The following is a 15,537-nucleotide window of genomic DNA, read 5'->3' on the forward strand; positions in this document are numbered from 1 at the left end:
GCTCGCCGTCGGGCCATCGACGGTCGGCGTTCATGGGCCGGCGACGGGCGTGGACCCGGCAGCGGACGGGTATCGCGGATGGTGCGCGGGGACACATCGGCGCAGGGCCGCACCGCCGCGGGGCCGGGGGCCTCACGCCAGGCGCGAGAGGAACCCACCCAGCGCCGCCACGCCGCGCTCGACCTGGCTCTCTGAGCAGGCGAAGGTGATGCGGACGTGGTTCTTCGCGCAGCCGCCGAAGTCTTCGCCGGGGACGATGGCGACGCGGGCCTCGTCCAGCAGCGCCTCGCACAGCGCGAGCGACGAGTCGATGCGCCGGCCACCCGGCGACGTGCGGCCGAAGTGCGATGAAACGTCGGGGAAAACATAGAACGCGCCGGTGGGGCGCACGGTCCGCACGCCGGGCACGCCCGCCAGCAGCCGCGTGATGAGATCGGCCCGGCGCGCGAAGGCGTCGCGCATGCGCCCGGCGTCGGCGGCGCACTCGGCCAGCGCGGCCCGGATCGCGGGGTAGACGAAGGAGGTGATGTTGGTCGTCATCTGGCCCTGGAGCGTCGCCATCGCGCCGATGAGGCGCTTGCCGAACTCGCCGGGCATCGCGGCGTAGCCGACGCGCCAGCCCGTCATCGCGAAGGCCTTGCTCATGCCGTTGACCGTGAGAACGCGGTCGGCGACCTCGGGGACCGAGCCGATCGAGAAGTGCGCGATGCCGCCGTAGACGATCTTCTCGTAGATCTCGTCGGAGATGACGACGAGGTCGGGCGCGGTCGAGCGCGCGGCGTCGGCGATGACGGCGGCGAGCGCGCGCAGCTCCGACTCGGTGTACATCGTGCCGCAGGGGTTGCTCGGGCTGTTGAGGATGAGGAGCCGCGAGCGAGGCGTGATGGCGTCGCGCAGCTGCGCCGGCGTGATCTTGAAGTCGTTGGCCGGGAGCGTGGGCAACTCGACGACGCGCGCCCCCGCGAGTTCCGCGATCGGCGCGTAACTCACCCAGCCGGGGACGGGGATGATGACCTCGAGCGGCGCCTGCCCCGGCGGCGGCGGGTCCAGCAGGCACTGCATGGCGACGTAGAGCGAGTGCTTGCCGCCGGAGGAGATCGCGACGTGGTCGCCGGTCAGGCCGGGGATGCCGTTGTCGCGCGTGAACTTGTCCGCGATGGCCTGGCGCGTGGCCGGGTCGCCGAGCGTGGGCATGTACTTGGTCTGGCCCGCGAGCAGGGCGTCGATCGCCGCCTGCTTGATGGGCTGCGGGGTGTCGAAGTCCGGCTCGCCGAGCGTGAAGTCGAGGACATCCACGCCGGAACGCTTGAGGGCCTTGGCCTTGTTGCCGAAGGCGACGGTGACGGAGGGCTTCAGGCCCTCGACCCGGCTGGAAAGCCGCATGGGTGTCCTCCCGGCCGGCGGTCCGACGCCGGACGGAGGGAGGATACGGCCCGTGGGTGAAGCGCGGGGGGTGGGAGGAGCGCGGCAGGCCCGATCGGTTGATGGCCGGGCAGCCTCGGCCTAGGATCGGCCCTCGACGGGATGGCTCGGCGCGGTGGGACTGCGCCGGGCGACCGTGCCACCCTTCAGGCCAGGAACCAACGCGCCATGGCGACCGCCGCCGAGACCCGCAGACAGATCGTGACGGACTTCGCCCGCCGGGAGGGCGACACCGGCTCGCCCGAAGTCCAGATCGCCCTGCTCACGGACCGCATCAAGCAGGTCTCGGAGCACCTGCGCTCGCACCGCAAGGACTTCCACACGCGGCGCGGCCTGATCATGATGGTCGGCAAGCGCAACCGCCTGCTCCGGTACCTCGCCAGGACCGACCGCGACCGCTACCTGGACACCATCCAGCGGCTCGGCCTGCGGAAGTGAACCAGCACGGGCCTGTCCGCGCGAGCGGGGAGGCCCGATTCGTTTGAGAACGCGGCCTGCCGGTCCTCAGCGGCAGTGGGCAGGCGGCAGCCGATCGTCGTGGGAACAGGCTGCATCCTGCCTTCTGCCTCTCGGGTGGCCGGGGGAGCCGCACACGCACGTGCCGGCCCGCGATGCGCCCGCGAATGGGCGCGCGCCGACCGGCGATGATGAAAGAGGCGGAAGCACATGGGTCAGTATGCGTCGAAGTTGGGCGCGGTCCGCGTCGAGCGCGAGATCGGCGGTCGCACGCTCGTCCTGGAGACCGGCCGGATCGCACGGCAGGCGTCGTCGGCGGTGTTCGCCACCTACGGCGAGAGCACGGTGCTGGCGACCGTCGTCCGCGCGCCCGCACGCGAGGGGCTGGACTTCTTCCCGCTCACGGTGGACTACCGCGAGAAACTGCCCGCGGCGGGCAAGTTCCCGGGCGGATTCCGAAAGCGCGAGGGCGCGCCGAACGAGAAGGAAATCCTCACGATGCGGATGATCGACCGCCCGATCAGGCCGCTCTTCCCCGACGGGTTCGTGGACGAGATCCAGGTCCAGGTCTGGGTGATGAGCCACGACGGCGAGAACGACACCGACGTGCTCGCGGGGACGGCGGCGTCGGCCGCGCTCGCGATCTCTGACGCGCCGTTCGAAGGGCCGACGGCGACCGTTCGCGTGGCGCGCATCCACACCGACGACGGGCCGCGATTCGTCGTGAACCCCACCGTCAGCCAGATGGACTACTCCGACCTCGACCTCGTGCTCGCGGGGCACAAGGACGGCGTGAACATGATCGAGGTCGGCGCGGCGGAGATCACCGAGGCGGACATGGTCGAGGCCATCCGCTTCGGGCAGTCGCAGATCGCCGAGACGCTCGCCGCGATCGAGGAACTGGCCGCGAAAGCGGGGCGCGAGAAGCGCGTCGGCGACCTCTCGCTCCCCGACCCCGAAGTCGTTGCGAAGGTGAAGGCGGTCGCCGAGGCGCCCCTGACCGCGGCCCGGAGACTGCCCGGCAAGCAGGAACGCAACGACGCGGTCGATGCCCTGCGGGCGAGGGTGCTCGACGAGCACTTCCCCCTCAGGACCGGCGGCACGTACGAGGAGTACGCGAAGTCGGCCAGGGCGCGCGCACAGGCGGTCGAGGCCTTCCGCACGCTGGAGAAGAAGATCACCCGACGCCTCATCGTGGAGAGCGGCGTGCGGGCCGACGGACGGAAGTTCGACGAGATCCGCCCGATCGAGTGCGAGGTCGGCGTCTTCGCCCGCACGCACGGGTCCGCTCTCTTCCAGCGCGGCGAGACCCAGTCGCTCGTCTCCTGCACGCTCGGCACCGCCCGCGACGAGCAGATCGTGGACGGGCTGATCCCCGAGTACTCCAAGAAGTTCACGCTGCACTACAACTTCCCGCCCTTCTCGACGGGCGAGGCCAAGCGCATCATGGGGCCGGGGCGGCGAGAGATCGGGCACGGCGCGCTCGCGGAGCGGTCGCTCATGGCGATCCTCCCTTCGCCCGACGTGTTCCCGTACACCATCCGCGTCGTCAGCGACATCACCGAGTCGAACGGCAGCTCGTCGATGGCCTCGGTCTGCGGCGGGTGCCTCGCGCTGATGGACGCGGGCGTGCCCATCACCGCGACCTGCGCCGGCATCTCCGTCGGCCGGTTCACGGATGACTCCGGCGGGAGAGAGGTCTTCGTCACCGACATCATCGGCGAGGAGGACTTCTTCGGCGACATGGACTTCAAGGTCTCGGGCACCCGCGGCGGGATCACGGGGATTCAGCTCGACCTGAAGGCCCGCGGCCTGAACGTCGAGCAGATCACCCGCATCTTCGAGCAGGCCCGCGTCGCCCGGCTCAGGATCATCGACCGCATGGAAGCGTGCATCGCCAGGCCGCGCGAGTCGATCTCGGTCTACGCCCCTCGCCTCATCACGCTCAACATCCACCCGGAGAAGATTGGCAAGCTGATCGGGCCGGGCGGGAAGACCATCCGCGCCCTGCAGGACAAGCACGGCGTCACGATCGACGTCGAGGACGACGGCACGGTGATGGTCTCCGCGCCGAACGGCGAGTCGATCGACGCCGCCCGGGCCGAGATCGAGGCGCTCTGCGAGGAGATCAAGGTCGGCACGGTCTACAACGGCAAGGTGATCTCGGTGAAGGACTTCGGCGCGTTCATCGAACTCGCGCCGGGCACCGACGGCATGTGCCACATCTCCGAACTCGCGGAGGGCTACGTCAAGAGCGTGACCGACGTGGTGAAGGTCGGCGACATCGTCAAGGTGAAGGTGATCCTCGTGGACGAGCAGGGCAGGATCAAACTGAGCCGGAAGCAGGCGATGTCGGAGCAGGCCTCGGCCGCGGGGGTTTGAGCAACCTGGGCCGTCGGGGGTGGTGTGCGCTAACCCCATTCGTGGAGGGTGTTTGCGCGCGCTTTGCTCCTCCTGCGCCTGTCCGGTTGACCGCCGGCGCGTTTCTGGTAATCTGGACAAGGTCCGTGGTCGGGCTGTCGTGGCATCGCGACCGCGGCGCTCGCTCGTGCGTGCCGCGATCCGCGGCAGATGGTGCAGGGGGTTTGTGTTGAAGTCCCGGCATGACAGCAAGTTCTCGTCTCTGCCGTTCGTTGGTGCGGGTGTGGGCGTCTTCACGCGACGTTGGGGGATCGTTGCATGACCGAGTTGCCGCCGCAGACCATCACGGAGACCGAGGGTGTCGTGAAGTGGTTCGACCCGCGCAAAGGGTTTGGTTTCATCATCGGCCCCGATGGGCAGGACATCTTCGTCCATTTCTCCGCCATCGATGGGGATGGGTTCCGCGCGTTGAAGGATGGCTCGTCGGTTGTCTACGACGCCCAGATATCGGACAAGGGCTGGAAGGCTACGAGAGTGCGCCGCTCGGACCCGGTGGTGACGGTGATGCCGAAGCGGAACTACGCCCGCACACCGAGGCGGTGAGCGAGCCGGCCCCGGCGCGGGGGCGCGTCTCGCGGTGAACGAAGGTTGGCCGGTATCCTTCGGCACGCTTGATCCTCGTCAACACCGCCATCGCGATCTCGACCGAAGCCCGACTTCTCCCGGGGTGGTTTGCGCCAGCGATGATCGGCTTCGCCGTCGGGGTCGCCTTCGCCGCGCTGATGGCGAGGGGGCTGCTCCGACGGCAGGTCAGGCGGGTCCGGGCCGCGGAACGCAGGGCGCGGGGGGCAGAGCGACTGGCCGAACTCGGAGCGATGACGAGTGGCCTGGCGCATGAGATCAAGAACCCGCTCTCAACCATCGGCCTGAACGTGCAACTCCTCCGCGAGGGCGTCGGCGAGATTCCGGGCGAATCGGACGAGAAAGGACGGCTGCTGCGGCGACTCGACTCCCTCGGGCGCGAGGTCGATCGGCTCCGGGGCATCCTGACGGACTTTCTGGAGTACGCGGGCGAACTCCGCCTCGACCCCGCGCCAACGGACCTGAACCGGGTGGTCAGCGAACTGATCGACTTCTTCATGCCCCAAGCCGAGCGGCATCGCGTGCGGCTTCGGGCGGACCTGGCGCCGGGTTCTCTCGCTGCCGTCGTCGATGCGGCCCATCTGAAGCAGGCGCTGCTCAACCTGATGCTCAACGCCGTGCAGGCCATGGCGGGTCTGGGCGACGACCGCCCGCGTGAACTGATCGTTCGAACAGGGCACGAGGGCGCGAGTGACGGTGCATCGTTCGTCATCCACGTCATCGATACTGGCCCGGGCATCCCTGCGGAAACACTCGGTCGAATCTTCAATCCCTACTTCACCACGCGATCGGGCGGCACGGGACTCGGCCTGCCGACGGCGCGGCGGATCGTCGAAGCGCACGGCGGCCGGATCGAGGTCCACTCCGAGGTGGGCAAGGGCACGGACTTCACGGTCGTGTTGCCGGCGCAGGGCTCAGAGGAAGAGGAGCGGGAGTAGCGTGGCCTGCAAAGGCGCTGCCCCATGACACGGGAGGAAGAGGAGGGGAGCGGGCGAGTTTCCACCATCGGCGCATGGTTAGAGTGTGCCGTACACACCACCGATGATGGTCGCAGCCCGGCGGAGTTCGTCCCGCGTGTTCAGGATGTCGGGGCAGAGTCGCACGTAGCCGGAGGAGGGGTCGTGCGGCGCTGGTCTGCTGTCGGTGTTCACGCCTGCCTCGTGCAGCCGTCGCGTCATCTCGGCGTGCTGGGGAGTCGGGACGAGCAGGAAGGCCCCGTGCGGCTCGACATCGAGCACAGGAACGCCTGCTCTTGCCATCTCATCCTCGAGGTAGGCCTGCTGTTCAAGGCTGTAGCCGCGCAGCCGCTCGACACCGAGTGCGAGCGTGAGCTCCAGCCCTGCGAGCGACTGGAAGCAGGTGAGGACGGCCGGGGTCGCTTCGAGCCAGGCGTCCCCGCCGGGGCTGAGTTCCGGCCGCTCGGGTCGCCGGAACGCGAAGGTGTCGCGTTTGGCGAACCAGCCGGTGTCCGTCGTAAAGAGAGCGGGAAGCGGGCCTTGTTCGAGGTGCCTGGGGTTGATGGCAAGCCATCCCGCGCCGGGGCCGCCGCGCGTGTACTTGTAGTTGCCGCCGATGGCGAAGTCCGGGCCGAGACGGTCGAGTTGTAACGGGATTGCCCCGGCGGCGTGGTAGGCGTCGAGCAGGATGAGGGCGCCGGCGTCGTGGGCTCGCGCGATGATGCGGTCGAGGCCTTCGAGAACCTGGCCAGTGACGAAGTAGACGACGCTGACGACGACGAGGTCGGTGTCGGCATCGATGGCGTCCATGATCGCGTCGGCGGAGAAGAGGCCGCGATCGTCCGGCGCAACCCAGCGTACGTCCGCCCTCCCCTTGCGCTGGTAGGTCTTGAGGATGAAATCGACCGAGTCGAACTCGCCCCGCGTCGTGACGATCCGCGGACGGTGTGTCGGGAGCGAGTTGATCGCGGCTCGCAGCCCCTGCCCCGCGGAGACGCGCGGCACGACGGCGTCCGGCCGCGAGCACCCGACGAGCGCGGCGAGCATCGCGCGAGAGCGGCTCGATGCCTCGATCCAGGACGGCCATGCGCCGTCGAGCCGCTCGTACCACAGGTCGAGGGCGTGTCGGATGTCGTCCGCGGTTCGGTCGAGCGGGCGGCCGAGCGAATGGTTCGAGAGGTAGATTTCATCCCGGCGCAGCACGCGAGAGAAGAGCGGGTGGACGTGGCGAACGAGGTCTTCCTCGGTGAGCGCGCCGTCGCCCATCGCTCGCACGGCATCGGCGATCTCCGCTCCGAACGAGACACCGGGCGGGGGGGATTCGAGAACCTGCGTGCCGTGTGCCATCACATGCCCCCCGGGCCTTGGACGAGGGTGCGGACGTCCCAGAGTTCCGGGAAGAACGTGCGTTCGGTGGCGTGCTTCAGATAGGCGACGCCGGCGGTGCCGCCCGTGCCGCGCTTGAAGCCGATGATCCGCATGACGACCTTGAGGTGGCGGAACCGCCAGAGCGCGTACTGCTCGTCAACGTCCACGAGTTTCTCGCACATCTCGTAGGCGTCCCAGTGCGAACGCGGCTCGTCGTAGATTCGCTTGATCACGTCGATCACGCCGGGGTGCGACTCGTGCGGGCGCGAGGTATCGCGGCGCAGTACGTCATCGGGGATCGGAAGCCCGCGTCGAGCAAGGTGGCGGAGGAACTCGTCGTAGAGGCTGGGCGCCCGCAGGGCCTGCTCGAGTTCGGCGTGCGTCTCCTTCTTGTGGCGGAACACAGCGAGCATCCGCTCGTCCTTCGCACCGAGCAGGAACTCGACCATACGGTGCTGGGCGGATTGCAGCCCGCTCGCCGGGCCGAGCACGTGGCGGAACTGGACGTACTCGCTCGGCGTGAGCGTTGCGAGCACGCTCCACTGGTCGAGCAACTGCGACTGAACATGCTTGACGCGGGCGAGAATCTTGAACGACGGTTCAAGTTCATCGCGCCGCACGTGCTCGATCGCGGCCCGCAACTCGTGGATGATGAGCTTGAACCAGAGTTCGGTGGTCTGGTGCTGGATGATGAAGAGCAGTTCGTCGTGATGGGGGGGGGAAGACAGCGGGCGCTGCGCGCTGAGCAGCGTGTCGAGGGACAGGTACCCGGCGTAGTCGAGTCGGCCTTCGAGGTCGGTGGTCATGTCCACCCGCGACGGCGGGCCGGATTGGTCGGAGGGCATCGGTCGCTCCCGTCGTGCTCGCGGGGCGGCAGTGCCCACACGCCCCGGTTCGGGAGCCTAGACAATCGGTCAGACAGCCGGTGGCCCGAACGGCGGCTAGCGAACGATGCTGTCCAGCGAGCCGCGGTCAGCGGCGGCGAGGTCGTTGCGGAGCAGCGCGGCCCGGCGGGCGTGGACCGGCTCGATGCTGGAGCCGTCGCCGGCCAACGGCTGGAAGACCACGCCCCGCAGGAGCATGGATTCCTCGGCCGCCGAATACCCGCAGCCCGTGGCGGCCAAGGCGAGGGCGATGAGGCCCCCGAGGGCGGCTCTGCTGCTCATTCGCGGACAGATCATGGGAGTCTCCAAGCCTCGCAACCTGTGCAGTCTCCCTGCCATACCGATATCACCATCGGCCGTGGCGGGGGGCCGCTTCGGTCGAGTTATCGTGCGCAAGTCGATTGCCGGGTCAGGAGTGCCGCCGAGGCGGGTTGTGGGGGCGGCACCTGTCGCTAAGTCCTGTATTCCCGGTCTCTTACAGGTTGTTCGACATTTTTGTGACCTCCGGTTCCAGTCAATATCGGACTTCAGCCCGCGTGGCCATGCGCTGTCGATCGGTTTAAGTTCGGGTATCGCAGTCGGTCGGTGAGGCCGATCGTGTGCTGTTTGACGGTTCCCGACGTGGCACTACCATCGAGCCGCATTCACCCGATCTGCGCGATCGACGACTCACGGACGACACGAGGCGATGGCATGAAGACGGCATTCAGCACGGTGGCCTGTCCGGAATGGACGCTGGGGCAGGTCTTCGACTTCGCCGCCCATCTCGAGTTCGACGGCGTCGAACTGCGCACGCTCGGGTCCGCATCGACCGATCTGGCGTGCGACCCGGCCCTGACTGACCCCGACAAGACGCGACGGCTGGCCGTCGAAGCGGGTCTGGCGATCCCGTGTCTGGCTACTTCGGCGAGGTTTGACGCGCCGATCACGCCGCCGGTCGTGGGGCTGGTTCTGGGCGACCCCATGCGGCAGGTTCGCCTGGCTCAGCGAGAGGTTGAACTGGCGGACAGCCTTGGGTGTGCGTTCGTGCGTGTCTTCGGGTTCGAGGCGCCGAAGCGGGAGAGGGTTGAATCGTGCATGAGCCGGATCGCGCCACGACTTCGAGCTGTCGCGGACTCGGGGCGTGCGCGCGGGGTGCGGATCGTCGTCGAGAACGGCGGATCATTCCACACCGCTTCGGACCTCATGGACCTGATCGACCGGGTGGGGCATCCGATGCTCGGAGCCGCCTACTCGGTCGCGGTCGGGCATGCGGCGGGCGAGCAGCCTCGCGACGCCATCCGCACGCTCGGCGATCGGCTCTGGATCGCCAGAGTGAAGGATCTGGCTGGCGGACAGCCGTGTGCGCTCGGCCGCGGCGACGTGCCCTGCCGGGCAGCGGTGGACGCCCTCTCGGAAGAGAGCTTCGGCGGCTGGCTCGTCTACGAGTGGGACCGGCTGTGGTTGCCGGGCCTGGATCCCGCGGAGCAGGCGCTGCACGCTGCGGACGAGACGCTGCACAAGTGGATCGGCGCGACGCGAGCGGCCGGCGGTGCCGTCTCCGGCAGTCGATCATTGGCCGTGGTCTGATCGTGCTGGAAAGTCGGTCGGCGTGGTCTCTAGTGTTGCGACGGACGCAACGGCAGTCGCGGCCTGAGCAGGCCCGGAGGTGCGGTCATGGCCATTCGGATCGGGATCAACGGGTTCGGACGGATCGGTCGGCTGGTGTACCGCATCGCCGCGGAAGACCCGCGTTTGGAGATCGTGTGGGTCAACGACCTGGTGCCCGCCGACAACCTGGCGTACCTGCTGAAGTACGACACCATGCACGGCCGATTCACGCTCGGCGGCAAGCCGGCGGTGATCGAAGCGACGGATTCGTCGTTCACCGTGAATGGGCGCGCGACACGGACGACGGCCGAGCGCGACCCGTCGAAACTGGCGTGGGGCGATGCGGGCGTGCAATACGTGCTCGAATCGACGGGATTGTTCACCGACTACGAGGGCGCGCATAAGCACGTTGAGAACAACGGTTGCCGGCGGGTGGTCATTTCCGCCCCGACGAAGAGCACCGAGCAGGTGCCGACGCTCTGCTACAAGGTGAACCACGAGCAGTACGACCCGGGGAAGCACGACGTGGTCTCGAACGCGAGTTGCACGACGAACTGCCTCGCGCCGGTGGCCAAGATCATCCACGATTCGTTCGGGCTTGATGAAGGGCTGATGACGACGGTGCACGCGGCGACGGCCACCCAGCCCACGCAGGACGGCCCGAGCAAGAAGGACTGGCGAGGCGGCCGCAACGCCTACCAGAACATCATCCCGGCCAGCACGGGCGCGGCCAAGGCGGTTACGCTCTGCATCCCGAGCCTCAAGGGCAAACTGACCGGCATGGCCTTCCGCGTGCCGACCGCGGACGTCTCGGCCGTTGACCTGACATTCCGCACCGCACGCCCGACCACCCTCGACGCCATCCATCAGGCGATGCGGCAGGCGGCGGAAGGGACGATGTCCGGCGTGCTCGGGTACACCGACGAAGAGGTCGTGTCGAGCGACTTCATCGGGGATCGCCGCTCGTCGATCTACGACGCCAAGGCGTGCATCCAGTTGAACGATCGGTTCTTCAAGGTCGTGTCGTGGTACGACAACGAGGCCGGATACGCAGCGCGGTGCATCGACTTGATCCGCTTCATGGCAACACGCGACGGCGTCGCCTGAGCGTGCAACCGCGGGGAGTCCCTCGGTTCAGCGGCATCGGTCGCGTCCATGGTTCGATGGCCTTTGTCGGCCCGGGCGCCTCTGGTACAGTGGCTTGGCGGGAACGCCGCGAGTCTTCGGAGGCCGCCCGTGCGGAGAGCGACAATCGGTTGCGCGTTGGTCGCGTCGTGCGCTGCGGGCGGGCTTTCGCGCGCTGTGGATGAAGCGAGGCTCGTGGCCGTGCGCGACAACACCCTCTGCGAAACGGACGACGGCTCGCTGAGCAACGGTGCAGGGCAGCACTGCTTCGCGGGCACGACCGCGCTGGGAGAAAAGCGGAGGGCGTTGGTCGCGTTCGACGTCGCGGGCGTGGTGCCCGAAGGCTCGGTCATCCTCCGCGTGACGCTCACGCTCCAGATGTCGAAAACGATCGTCGGCGGCGTCGATGTCGCCGTCCATCGCGTGGTGCGAGACTGGGGCGAAGGAGCCTCGGACGCCGTTGGGGCCGAAGGCCAGGGCGCGGCCGCTGAGCCTGGCGACGCCACGTGGCTCCACACGTTCTATCCGGGCGAGTTCTGGGATGCGCCGGGCGGTGACTTCGATCCGACGTCTTCCGCGAGCATCGTGGTCGGCGCTGTCGGGCCGTATGTCTGGGGTTCGACCGGCCGCATGGTGGCCGACGTGCAGGCCTGGCTCGATGATCCGGCGTCGAACTTCGGCTGGATCGTGATCGCCGACGAGAGCGTGATTCCCGGCGCGAAGCGGTTCGACACGCGCGAGAACCCCGACCCCGCGGTTCGTCCGGCGCTGTGGGTCGAGTTCCAGCCGCCGTGCGTCGCGGACTGGAACCGCGACGGCGAGGTCACGACGCTCGACTTCCTCGCGTTTCTCAACGACTGGGCCGGGGGCGAGGAGCGCGCCGACCTGAACGGCGACGGGACGGTGAACACGATCGACTTTCTGGCGTTCCTGAACGCTTGGAGCGCGGGCTGCGGCTGAGCGAGATCGGGCGGTCTGCCGGGGAGGTGCGAAGATGGTGTTGAAACGTGCGATGATGACCGCGGCGACGGTTGCGGCAGCCGTGCTGACGCCGATAGCGATCGGGCAGCGAACGCCGGAGGTCGCTCCTCCTGCCGCGCTTGTTCAACCGCGCTTCGCGGTCGAATCGGTCGTCCCGCCGCCCGAGTTCCTGGGGTTCGATCGCAACGGCGTCGTCATCGTCCGTTTCACGCTGCCGATCGATCCCGCGACGCTCGACGCGCTCACGCTGAATGTGGCTGGGCGTTGGAGCGGCCCGGTCGCGGGCGAGCACGTGCTGCTGGACAGCCGCACCGTGGCCTTCGTGCGCCCCCGGCCGTACTCGCCCGGTGAGCGTGTGACCGTTCAGGTCTCGCGTGGGCTGAAGGCGATCAACGGTGACTCGCTCGATCGAGGGTTCACGTCGGGCTTCTGGGCACGCACCGGGCCGGGTTCGCTGAACTTCACGATGACGGGCGTGCTGATCCCTGGCGACGTCCCCTACGGCGCGCACGGCGGTGATCTCGACGACGACGGCGACCTCGACCTCGCCGTGCCGAACGAGGCCACTTCGAACGTTTCCGTCTTCCTCAACAACGGCGACGGCACGTTCACCGCACCGGTTCACTACGGCGCGGGGCTTCACTGCAGCCCGAACGAGGGGCTGGACCTCAACGGCGACGGCATCGTGGACCTCGCCGTCGCCAACATCCTGGACCACAACGTCTCGATCCTGATCGGTGTCGGCAACGGCACGTTCCTGCCGCAGGTGAAGTACGCCGTGGGACAGCAGCCTCGCGGGCTGGCGGCGTTCGACGCCGACGGCGACGGCTTCCCGGACCTCGTGACCGCGAACCGCGTCTCCTCGACGCTCTCGTTCCTGCGCAATCGCGGCGATGGAACCTTCGACCCCGCCGTCAGTTTCGATGCGGGCGTGAACGGCGAGACCGGCGTCGTCGCAGCGGACATGAACGGCGACGGCGTCATGGACCTGATCGTGATCGGGTGGAGCAACTCGCGCATCTCGACGATGCTCGGCAACGGCGCGGGCGGATTCACGCTCCACGGGTCGATCCCCACCAGTTCGCGCCCGTGGATGGTCGCGTGCGGCGACCTCAACGGCGACGGCATCCCAGACGCCGCCGTCGCGTGCTCGTCCGCCGGGCGTGCCGCCATCCACTTCGGCGACGGGCTGGGCGGGCTGGGGCCTGAGACGTGGTTCGATTCAGGCGAGTTTCCGATCGCCATCGATCTCGGCGACCTCGACGGCGACGGCAGCCTCGACATGGTCACGTCGAGTTACGGCTCCGGGGACTTCCACGTCTACACCAATAACGGCAGCGGCGTCTTCACGATGCGCTTCACGCTCCCTGCGGTCATGGCCGGCTCGTGCGCCGTCCTCCACGATCGCGACGGCGACGGGGACACCGACATCACCGGGATCGACGAGAACGCGGACCGGATCATCCTCTACCGTCAGGACTGACGGACCCGACAAACGAAAACAGCCCGGGCGCGCGTGGCCCGGGCCGGTGTGGTTGCGCTCGCATTGAGCGATCGGATCAGTTGCGCCCGTACTTCACGGAGCAGCCGTAGGGCTTGGCGTAGGGCGTGGCAACGGTGCTGCCGGCGAGGACGGCTTCCAGCGCGTCCTTCACGTAGTTGGTCTGGCCGAGGCGGTTGGGGCTGGAGTCGCTGTCGATCGCGCCGGCGTACGCGACGATGCCGTTCTTGTCGATGACGAACATGGTCGGCGTGTTCTTGGAGCCGTAGGCGCGGCCGGTCTCGCCGGTGTAGTCGTGGAGAATCGGGTACGCGATGCCCCACTCCTTGCGGAACTTCTCGTTCACCTCGGGGCCGGTTGTCGAGTTCCCCTCGTGGCCCGAGTTGATGGCGAGCCAGACGACGCCCTTGTCCTTGTAGGCTTTGGCAAGGTCCGCCATCGTCTTGTTGTGGGCGTGGTGCTTCACGACGTAGGGGCACTCGCCGTTGAACCACTCGAGCACGACGACGTTGCCCTTCTTCACGTACTCGCTCAGGACGTGCGTCTTGCCCTCGGTGTCCACCAGCTTGAAGTCCGGTGCCTTCTGGCCGACGAGTTTCTCCGTGTCGGCCATCTTGACGGCGGCGGGTTTGACGGCGTCCTGGGCTGATGCGAGCGGCGCCGCGAGCGTCATCGCGCACGCAGCGACGAGAGCGGCGATCGCGCCGGACTTGCGGGAACGGGTCAGCATGAATGGCCTCCTTGTGCGTTGTCCGGGAGGGCCGGCGCGTCGGCGACGCGGGGACCGGTTACACACCCGGGCGAGCCGCGGACGGCGGCTCCGTGAACACTCGGTACACGGCCGACGGCCCCTCGCCGATCGGCCACACTTCCATGACGCCGTGGACGGGTTGATCGCCCTCCCGGAAACGCACGGCGAGCCGACCCCCTTCGGCCACGCCGTCGTCAATGATAGATACCGGCTCCAGCGAGTCGCGCCGCGGATAAAAGGCCACGCGGGAGGCGTTTGAGGCCGTCAGCACGAGCGTACGGTTATCCCATTGGAGCGAATCAGGGGGAATCTCTCGGGGGAGGCGTGCCCGCGCCTCCTCGAAGAGCCGCAGGTCCCGGGAGACTCGCCGAGGCTCGCCGGGTCGGCCGATCAGGACGCGGGCCTCGAGATAGGTCGACTCCGGCAGGCAGAGGTCGGCGCAGACCAGCCAGGAAAGCGAAATCCTGAATCGCTCGACCCGACCCGGGCGCGCGGATGCGGGTATTTCCAACGGCAGCAGGAGGGTGGCACGATCCTCGTAGACGTGGTCGAGGATGCTGGCGGAGGGAAAGTAGCGCTTCGGCGCGGGCCAGTGGATGTCGCCCAGTCGCCATCCCTCCGGAAGGTCCGCTTCGATCTCGACGGCCATGCCGGAGTCGTTGATGCCGTCCCAGTAAATGTGCCATCCTTCGTCGATCTCGAACGTGACGCCGATCCAGGCGACTTCGCCGGGAGACGCGGCGAGATGTTCGACCACGATCCGTGGCCTGGCGTGCAGGGCCTGCTCGGGCTGGGTGTGCGCGAGTGTCGCGCAACACGTCGCGACCATTATGGCGCCGAGCTGGAGCATCAGGTCTCTCCCGGGGGCTCACCCCGGTCGTCGGGCGGATCATGCCGTACAGCCCGACTATTCTCCCCGCATGAGGACTCGGAATCGACCGTCGGGGGCCTGGATTCTGGCGTTCGGGATCGGCACGGTGGCCGGAGCCTTCCTTTCCGGCTGCGGCACGACCACGAGCGACCGGCACCTGGAGCGAACGAGGATTTCGACGGACGAGGTTCGCCGTCTGACACAGGAAGCAGAGCGGCAGCCGAGAGCGATCGTGCTGCTGGACACCCGCTCCGAGCAGGAGTTCCGAGCGAGGCACATCGCGGGCGCGCGCCGGATCGACCTGACAAAGCTCCCCGTGCGCGGCGGGCGAGACCCCGATCTGGAGTCGTTCCGCAACCTGGTGGTGTACGGGAACAACCGCGGTACCGCGACGACGAAGGCTGTCGGCAAGCGGCTCATGGAACTCGAGTACAAGAACGTTCGCTGGTTCGCGGACGGGCTTGATGCGTGGGTCGCCGCGGGTTACCCGACGGCAACGAGTGACTGAACCCCTCAGATCGGCGCTTTGTTTGCTCGCGAGCGTGATGGCGAGTGAGATTCGCTGCGGGTAAAGGAAAGCGGAGCGGGGCCAGATGGCACACCGCTCCGCGAGGGGGGCGTTGTTGGCT

At 68.1% G+C, this 15,537-nt stretch carries 15 protein-coding genes; 9 read left to right on the top strand and 6 right to left on the bottom strand.

All coding sequences use genetic code 11. The features are described 5' to 3' along the window. Nucleotides 1-132: 132 nt before the first annotated feature. Nucleotides 133-1,383, bottom strand: coding sequence for a pyridoxal phosphate-dependent aminotransferase (locus FBT69_00715; protein MDL1903321.1), 1,251 nt, complete (start codon nt 1,381-1,383; stop codon nt 133-135). Nucleotides 1,384-1,590: 207 nt separating this feature from the next. On the opposite strand from FBT69_00715, the gene rpsO reads away from it, so the two are divergent. The 4 genes from rpsO (at nt 1,591) to FBT69_00735 (ending at nt 5,819) form a co-directional block, all read left to right on the top strand. Beyond that, on the top strand, nt 1,591-1,860 hold the full coding sequence (gene rpsO / locus FBT69_00720) for a 30S ribosomal protein S15 (GenBank protein MDL1903322.1): 270 nt from the start codon (nt 1,591-1,593) through the stop codon (nt 1,858-1,860). A gap of 228 nt (nt 1,861-2,088) precedes the next feature. Continuing rightward, nucleotides 2,089-4,260 (top strand): polyribonucleotide nucleotidyltransferase, encoded by a 2,172-nt coding sequence (pnp, locus tag FBT69_00725; protein MDL1903323.1) that lies wholly within the window; start codon nt 2,089-2,091, stop codon nt 4,258-4,260. A gap of 297 nt (nt 4,261-4,557) precedes the next feature. Further along, the gene (locus FBT69_00730; protein MDL1903324.1) at nt 4,558-4,842 is read left to right on the top strand and encodes a cold shock domain-containing protein; all 285 of its coding nucleotides are present in this window, start codon (nt 4,558-4,560) and stop codon (nt 4,840-4,842) included. A gap of 68 nt (nt 4,843-4,910) precedes the next feature. Further along, the gene (locus FBT69_00735; GenBank protein ID MDL1903325.1) at nt 4,911-5,819 is read left to right on the top strand and encodes a two-component sensor histidine kinase; all 909 of its coding nucleotides are present in this window, start codon (nt 4,911-4,913) and stop codon (nt 5,817-5,819) included. 78 nt (nt 5,820-5,897) lie between these two features. On the opposite strand, the gene FBT69_00740 is transcribed toward FBT69_00735, so the two are convergent. The 3 genes from FBT69_00740 to FBT69_00750 form a co-directional block, all read right to left on the bottom strand. Continuing rightward, nucleotides 5,898-7,184, bottom strand: a complete 1,287-nt coding sequence (locus tag FBT69_00740) for an aminotransferase class V-fold PLP-dependent enzyme (GenBank protein ID MDL1903326.1) — start codon at nt 7,182-7,184, stop codon at nt 5,898-5,900. After that, nucleotides 7,184-8,050 (bottom strand): tryptophan 2,3-dioxygenase, encoded by an 867-nt coding sequence (locus FBT69_00745; GenBank protein MDL1903327.1) that lies wholly within the window; start codon nt 8,048-8,050, stop codon nt 7,184-7,186. Before FBT69_00745 ends, FBT69_00740 begins: the two co-directional genes overlap by 1 nt. 96 nt (nt 8,051-8,146) lie before the next feature. Next, a complete protein-coding gene (locus tag FBT69_00750) occupies nt 8,147-8,371 on the bottom strand; it encodes a hypothetical protein (protein MDL1903328.1) in 225 nt (74 codons plus the stop codon). Nucleotides 8,372-8,782: 411 nt separating this feature from the next. Here FBT69_00750 and FBT69_00755 point away from each other — a divergent pair, with 411 nt between their 5' ends. From FBT69_00755 to FBT69_00770, 4 genes are all read left to right on the top strand, one after another. Continuing rightward, entirely contained in the window at nt 8,783-9,658 is an 876-nt protein-coding gene (locus FBT69_00755; protein ID MDL1903329.1) for a sugar phosphate isomerase/epimerase, read from the top strand. Between the two features lie 87 nt (nt 9,659-9,745). After that, nucleotides 9,746-10,786, top strand: a complete 1,041-nt coding sequence (gap, locus tag FBT69_00760) for a type I glyceraldehyde-3-phosphate dehydrogenase (protein MDL1903330.1) — start codon at nt 9,746-9,748, stop codon at nt 10,784-10,786. Between the two features lie 48 nt (nt 10,787-10,834). Further along, nucleotides 10,835-11,764 (top strand): DNRLRE domain-containing protein, encoded by a 930-nt coding sequence (locus FBT69_00765; GenBank protein MDL1903331.1) that lies wholly within the window; start codon nt 10,835-10,837, stop codon nt 11,762-11,764. Nucleotides 11,765-11,798: 34 nt separating this feature from the next. Beyond that, nucleotides 11,799-13,268 (top strand): hypothetical protein, encoded by a 1,470-nt coding sequence (locus FBT69_00770; protein MDL1903332.1) that lies wholly within the window; start codon nt 11,799-11,801, stop codon nt 13,266-13,268. A gap of 76 nt (nt 13,269-13,344) precedes the next feature. Here FBT69_00770 and FBT69_00775 read toward each other — a convergent pair whose 3' ends face one another. Further along, a complete protein-coding gene (locus FBT69_00775; protein ID MDL1903333.1) occupies nt 13,345-13,899 on the bottom strand; it encodes a thioredoxin family protein in 555 nt (184 codons plus the stop codon). Between the two features lie 175 nt (nt 13,900-14,074). Beyond that, nucleotides 14,075-14,887 carry a hypothetical protein gene (locus tag FBT69_00780; GenBank protein ID MDL1903334.1) on the bottom strand — a complete coding sequence of 271 codons (813 nt, stop codon included), beginning with the start codon at nt 14,885-14,887 and terminating at the stop codon, nt 14,075-14,077. Here FBT69_00780 and FBT69_00785 point away from each other — a divergent pair. Beyond that, nucleotides 14,715-15,416 (top strand): rhodanese-like domain-containing protein, encoded by a 702-nt coding sequence (locus tag FBT69_00785; protein ID MDL1903335.1) that lies wholly within the window; start codon nt 14,715-14,717, stop codon nt 15,414-15,416. The genes FBT69_00780 and FBT69_00785 overlap by 173 nt on opposite strands. Nucleotides 15,417-15,537 lie beyond the last annotated feature (121 nt).

The organism is Synechococcales cyanobacterium CNB, assembly GCA_030263455.1.
GTDB lineage: Bacteria > Planctomycetota > Phycisphaerae > Phycisphaerales > UBA1924 > CAADGN01.

Bases quoted from the DNA above. Each gene is read 5' to 3' on its own strand.
- FBT69_00730 (MDL1903324.1), top strand. From the start codon at position 4,558: ATGACCGAGTTGCCGCCGCAGACCATCACGGAGACCGAGGGTGTCGTG.
- FBT69_00765 (MDL1903331.1), top strand. From the start codon at position 10,835: ATGGTTCGATGGCCTTTGTCGGCCCGGGCGCCTCTGGTACAGTGGCTT.
- FBT69_00775 (MDL1903333.1), bottom strand. From the start codon at position 13,899: ATGGCCGACACGGAGAAACTCGTCGGCCAGAAGGCACCGGACTTCAAG.
- rpsO (MDL1903322.1), top strand. From the start codon at position 1,591: ATGGCGACCGCCGCCGAGACCCGCAGACAGATCGTGACGGACTTCGCC.
- FBT69_00780 (MDL1903334.1), bottom strand. From the start codon at position 14,887: ATGCTCCAGCTCGGCGCCATAATGGTCGCGACGTGTTGCGCGACACTC.
- FBT69_00770 (MDL1903332.1), top strand. From the start codon at position 11,799: ATGGTGTTGAAACGTGCGATGATGACCGCGGCGACGGTTGCGGCAGCC.
- FBT69_00745 (MDL1903327.1), bottom strand. From the start codon at position 8,050: ATGCCCTCCGACCAATCCGGCCCGCCGTCGCGGGTGGACATGACCACC.
- FBT69_00750 (MDL1903328.1), bottom strand. From the start codon at position 8,371: ATGAGCAGCAGAGCCGCCCTCGGGGGCCTCATCGCCCTCGCCTTGGCC.
- gap (MDL1903330.1), top strand. From the start codon at position 9,746: ATGGCCATTCGGATCGGGATCAACGGGTTCGGACGGATCGGTCGGCTG.
- FBT69_00785 (MDL1903335.1), top strand. From the start codon at position 14,715: ATGTGCCATCCTTCGTCGATCTCGAACGTGACGCCGATCCAGGCGACT.
- FBT69_00755 (MDL1903329.1), top strand. From the start codon at position 8,783: ATGAAGACGGCATTCAGCACGGTGGCCTGTCCGGAATGGACGCTGGGG.
- FBT69_00715 (MDL1903321.1), bottom strand. From the start codon at position 1,383: ATGCGGCTTTCCAGCCGGGTCGAGGGCCTGAAGCCCTCCGTCACCGTC.
- FBT69_00740 (MDL1903326.1), bottom strand. From the start codon at position 7,184: ATGGCACACGGCACGCAGGTTCTCGAATCCCCCCCGCCCGGTGTCTCG.
- pnp (MDL1903323.1), top strand. From the start codon at position 2,089: ATGGGTCAGTATGCGTCGAAGTTGGGCGCGGTCCGCGTCGAGCGCGAG.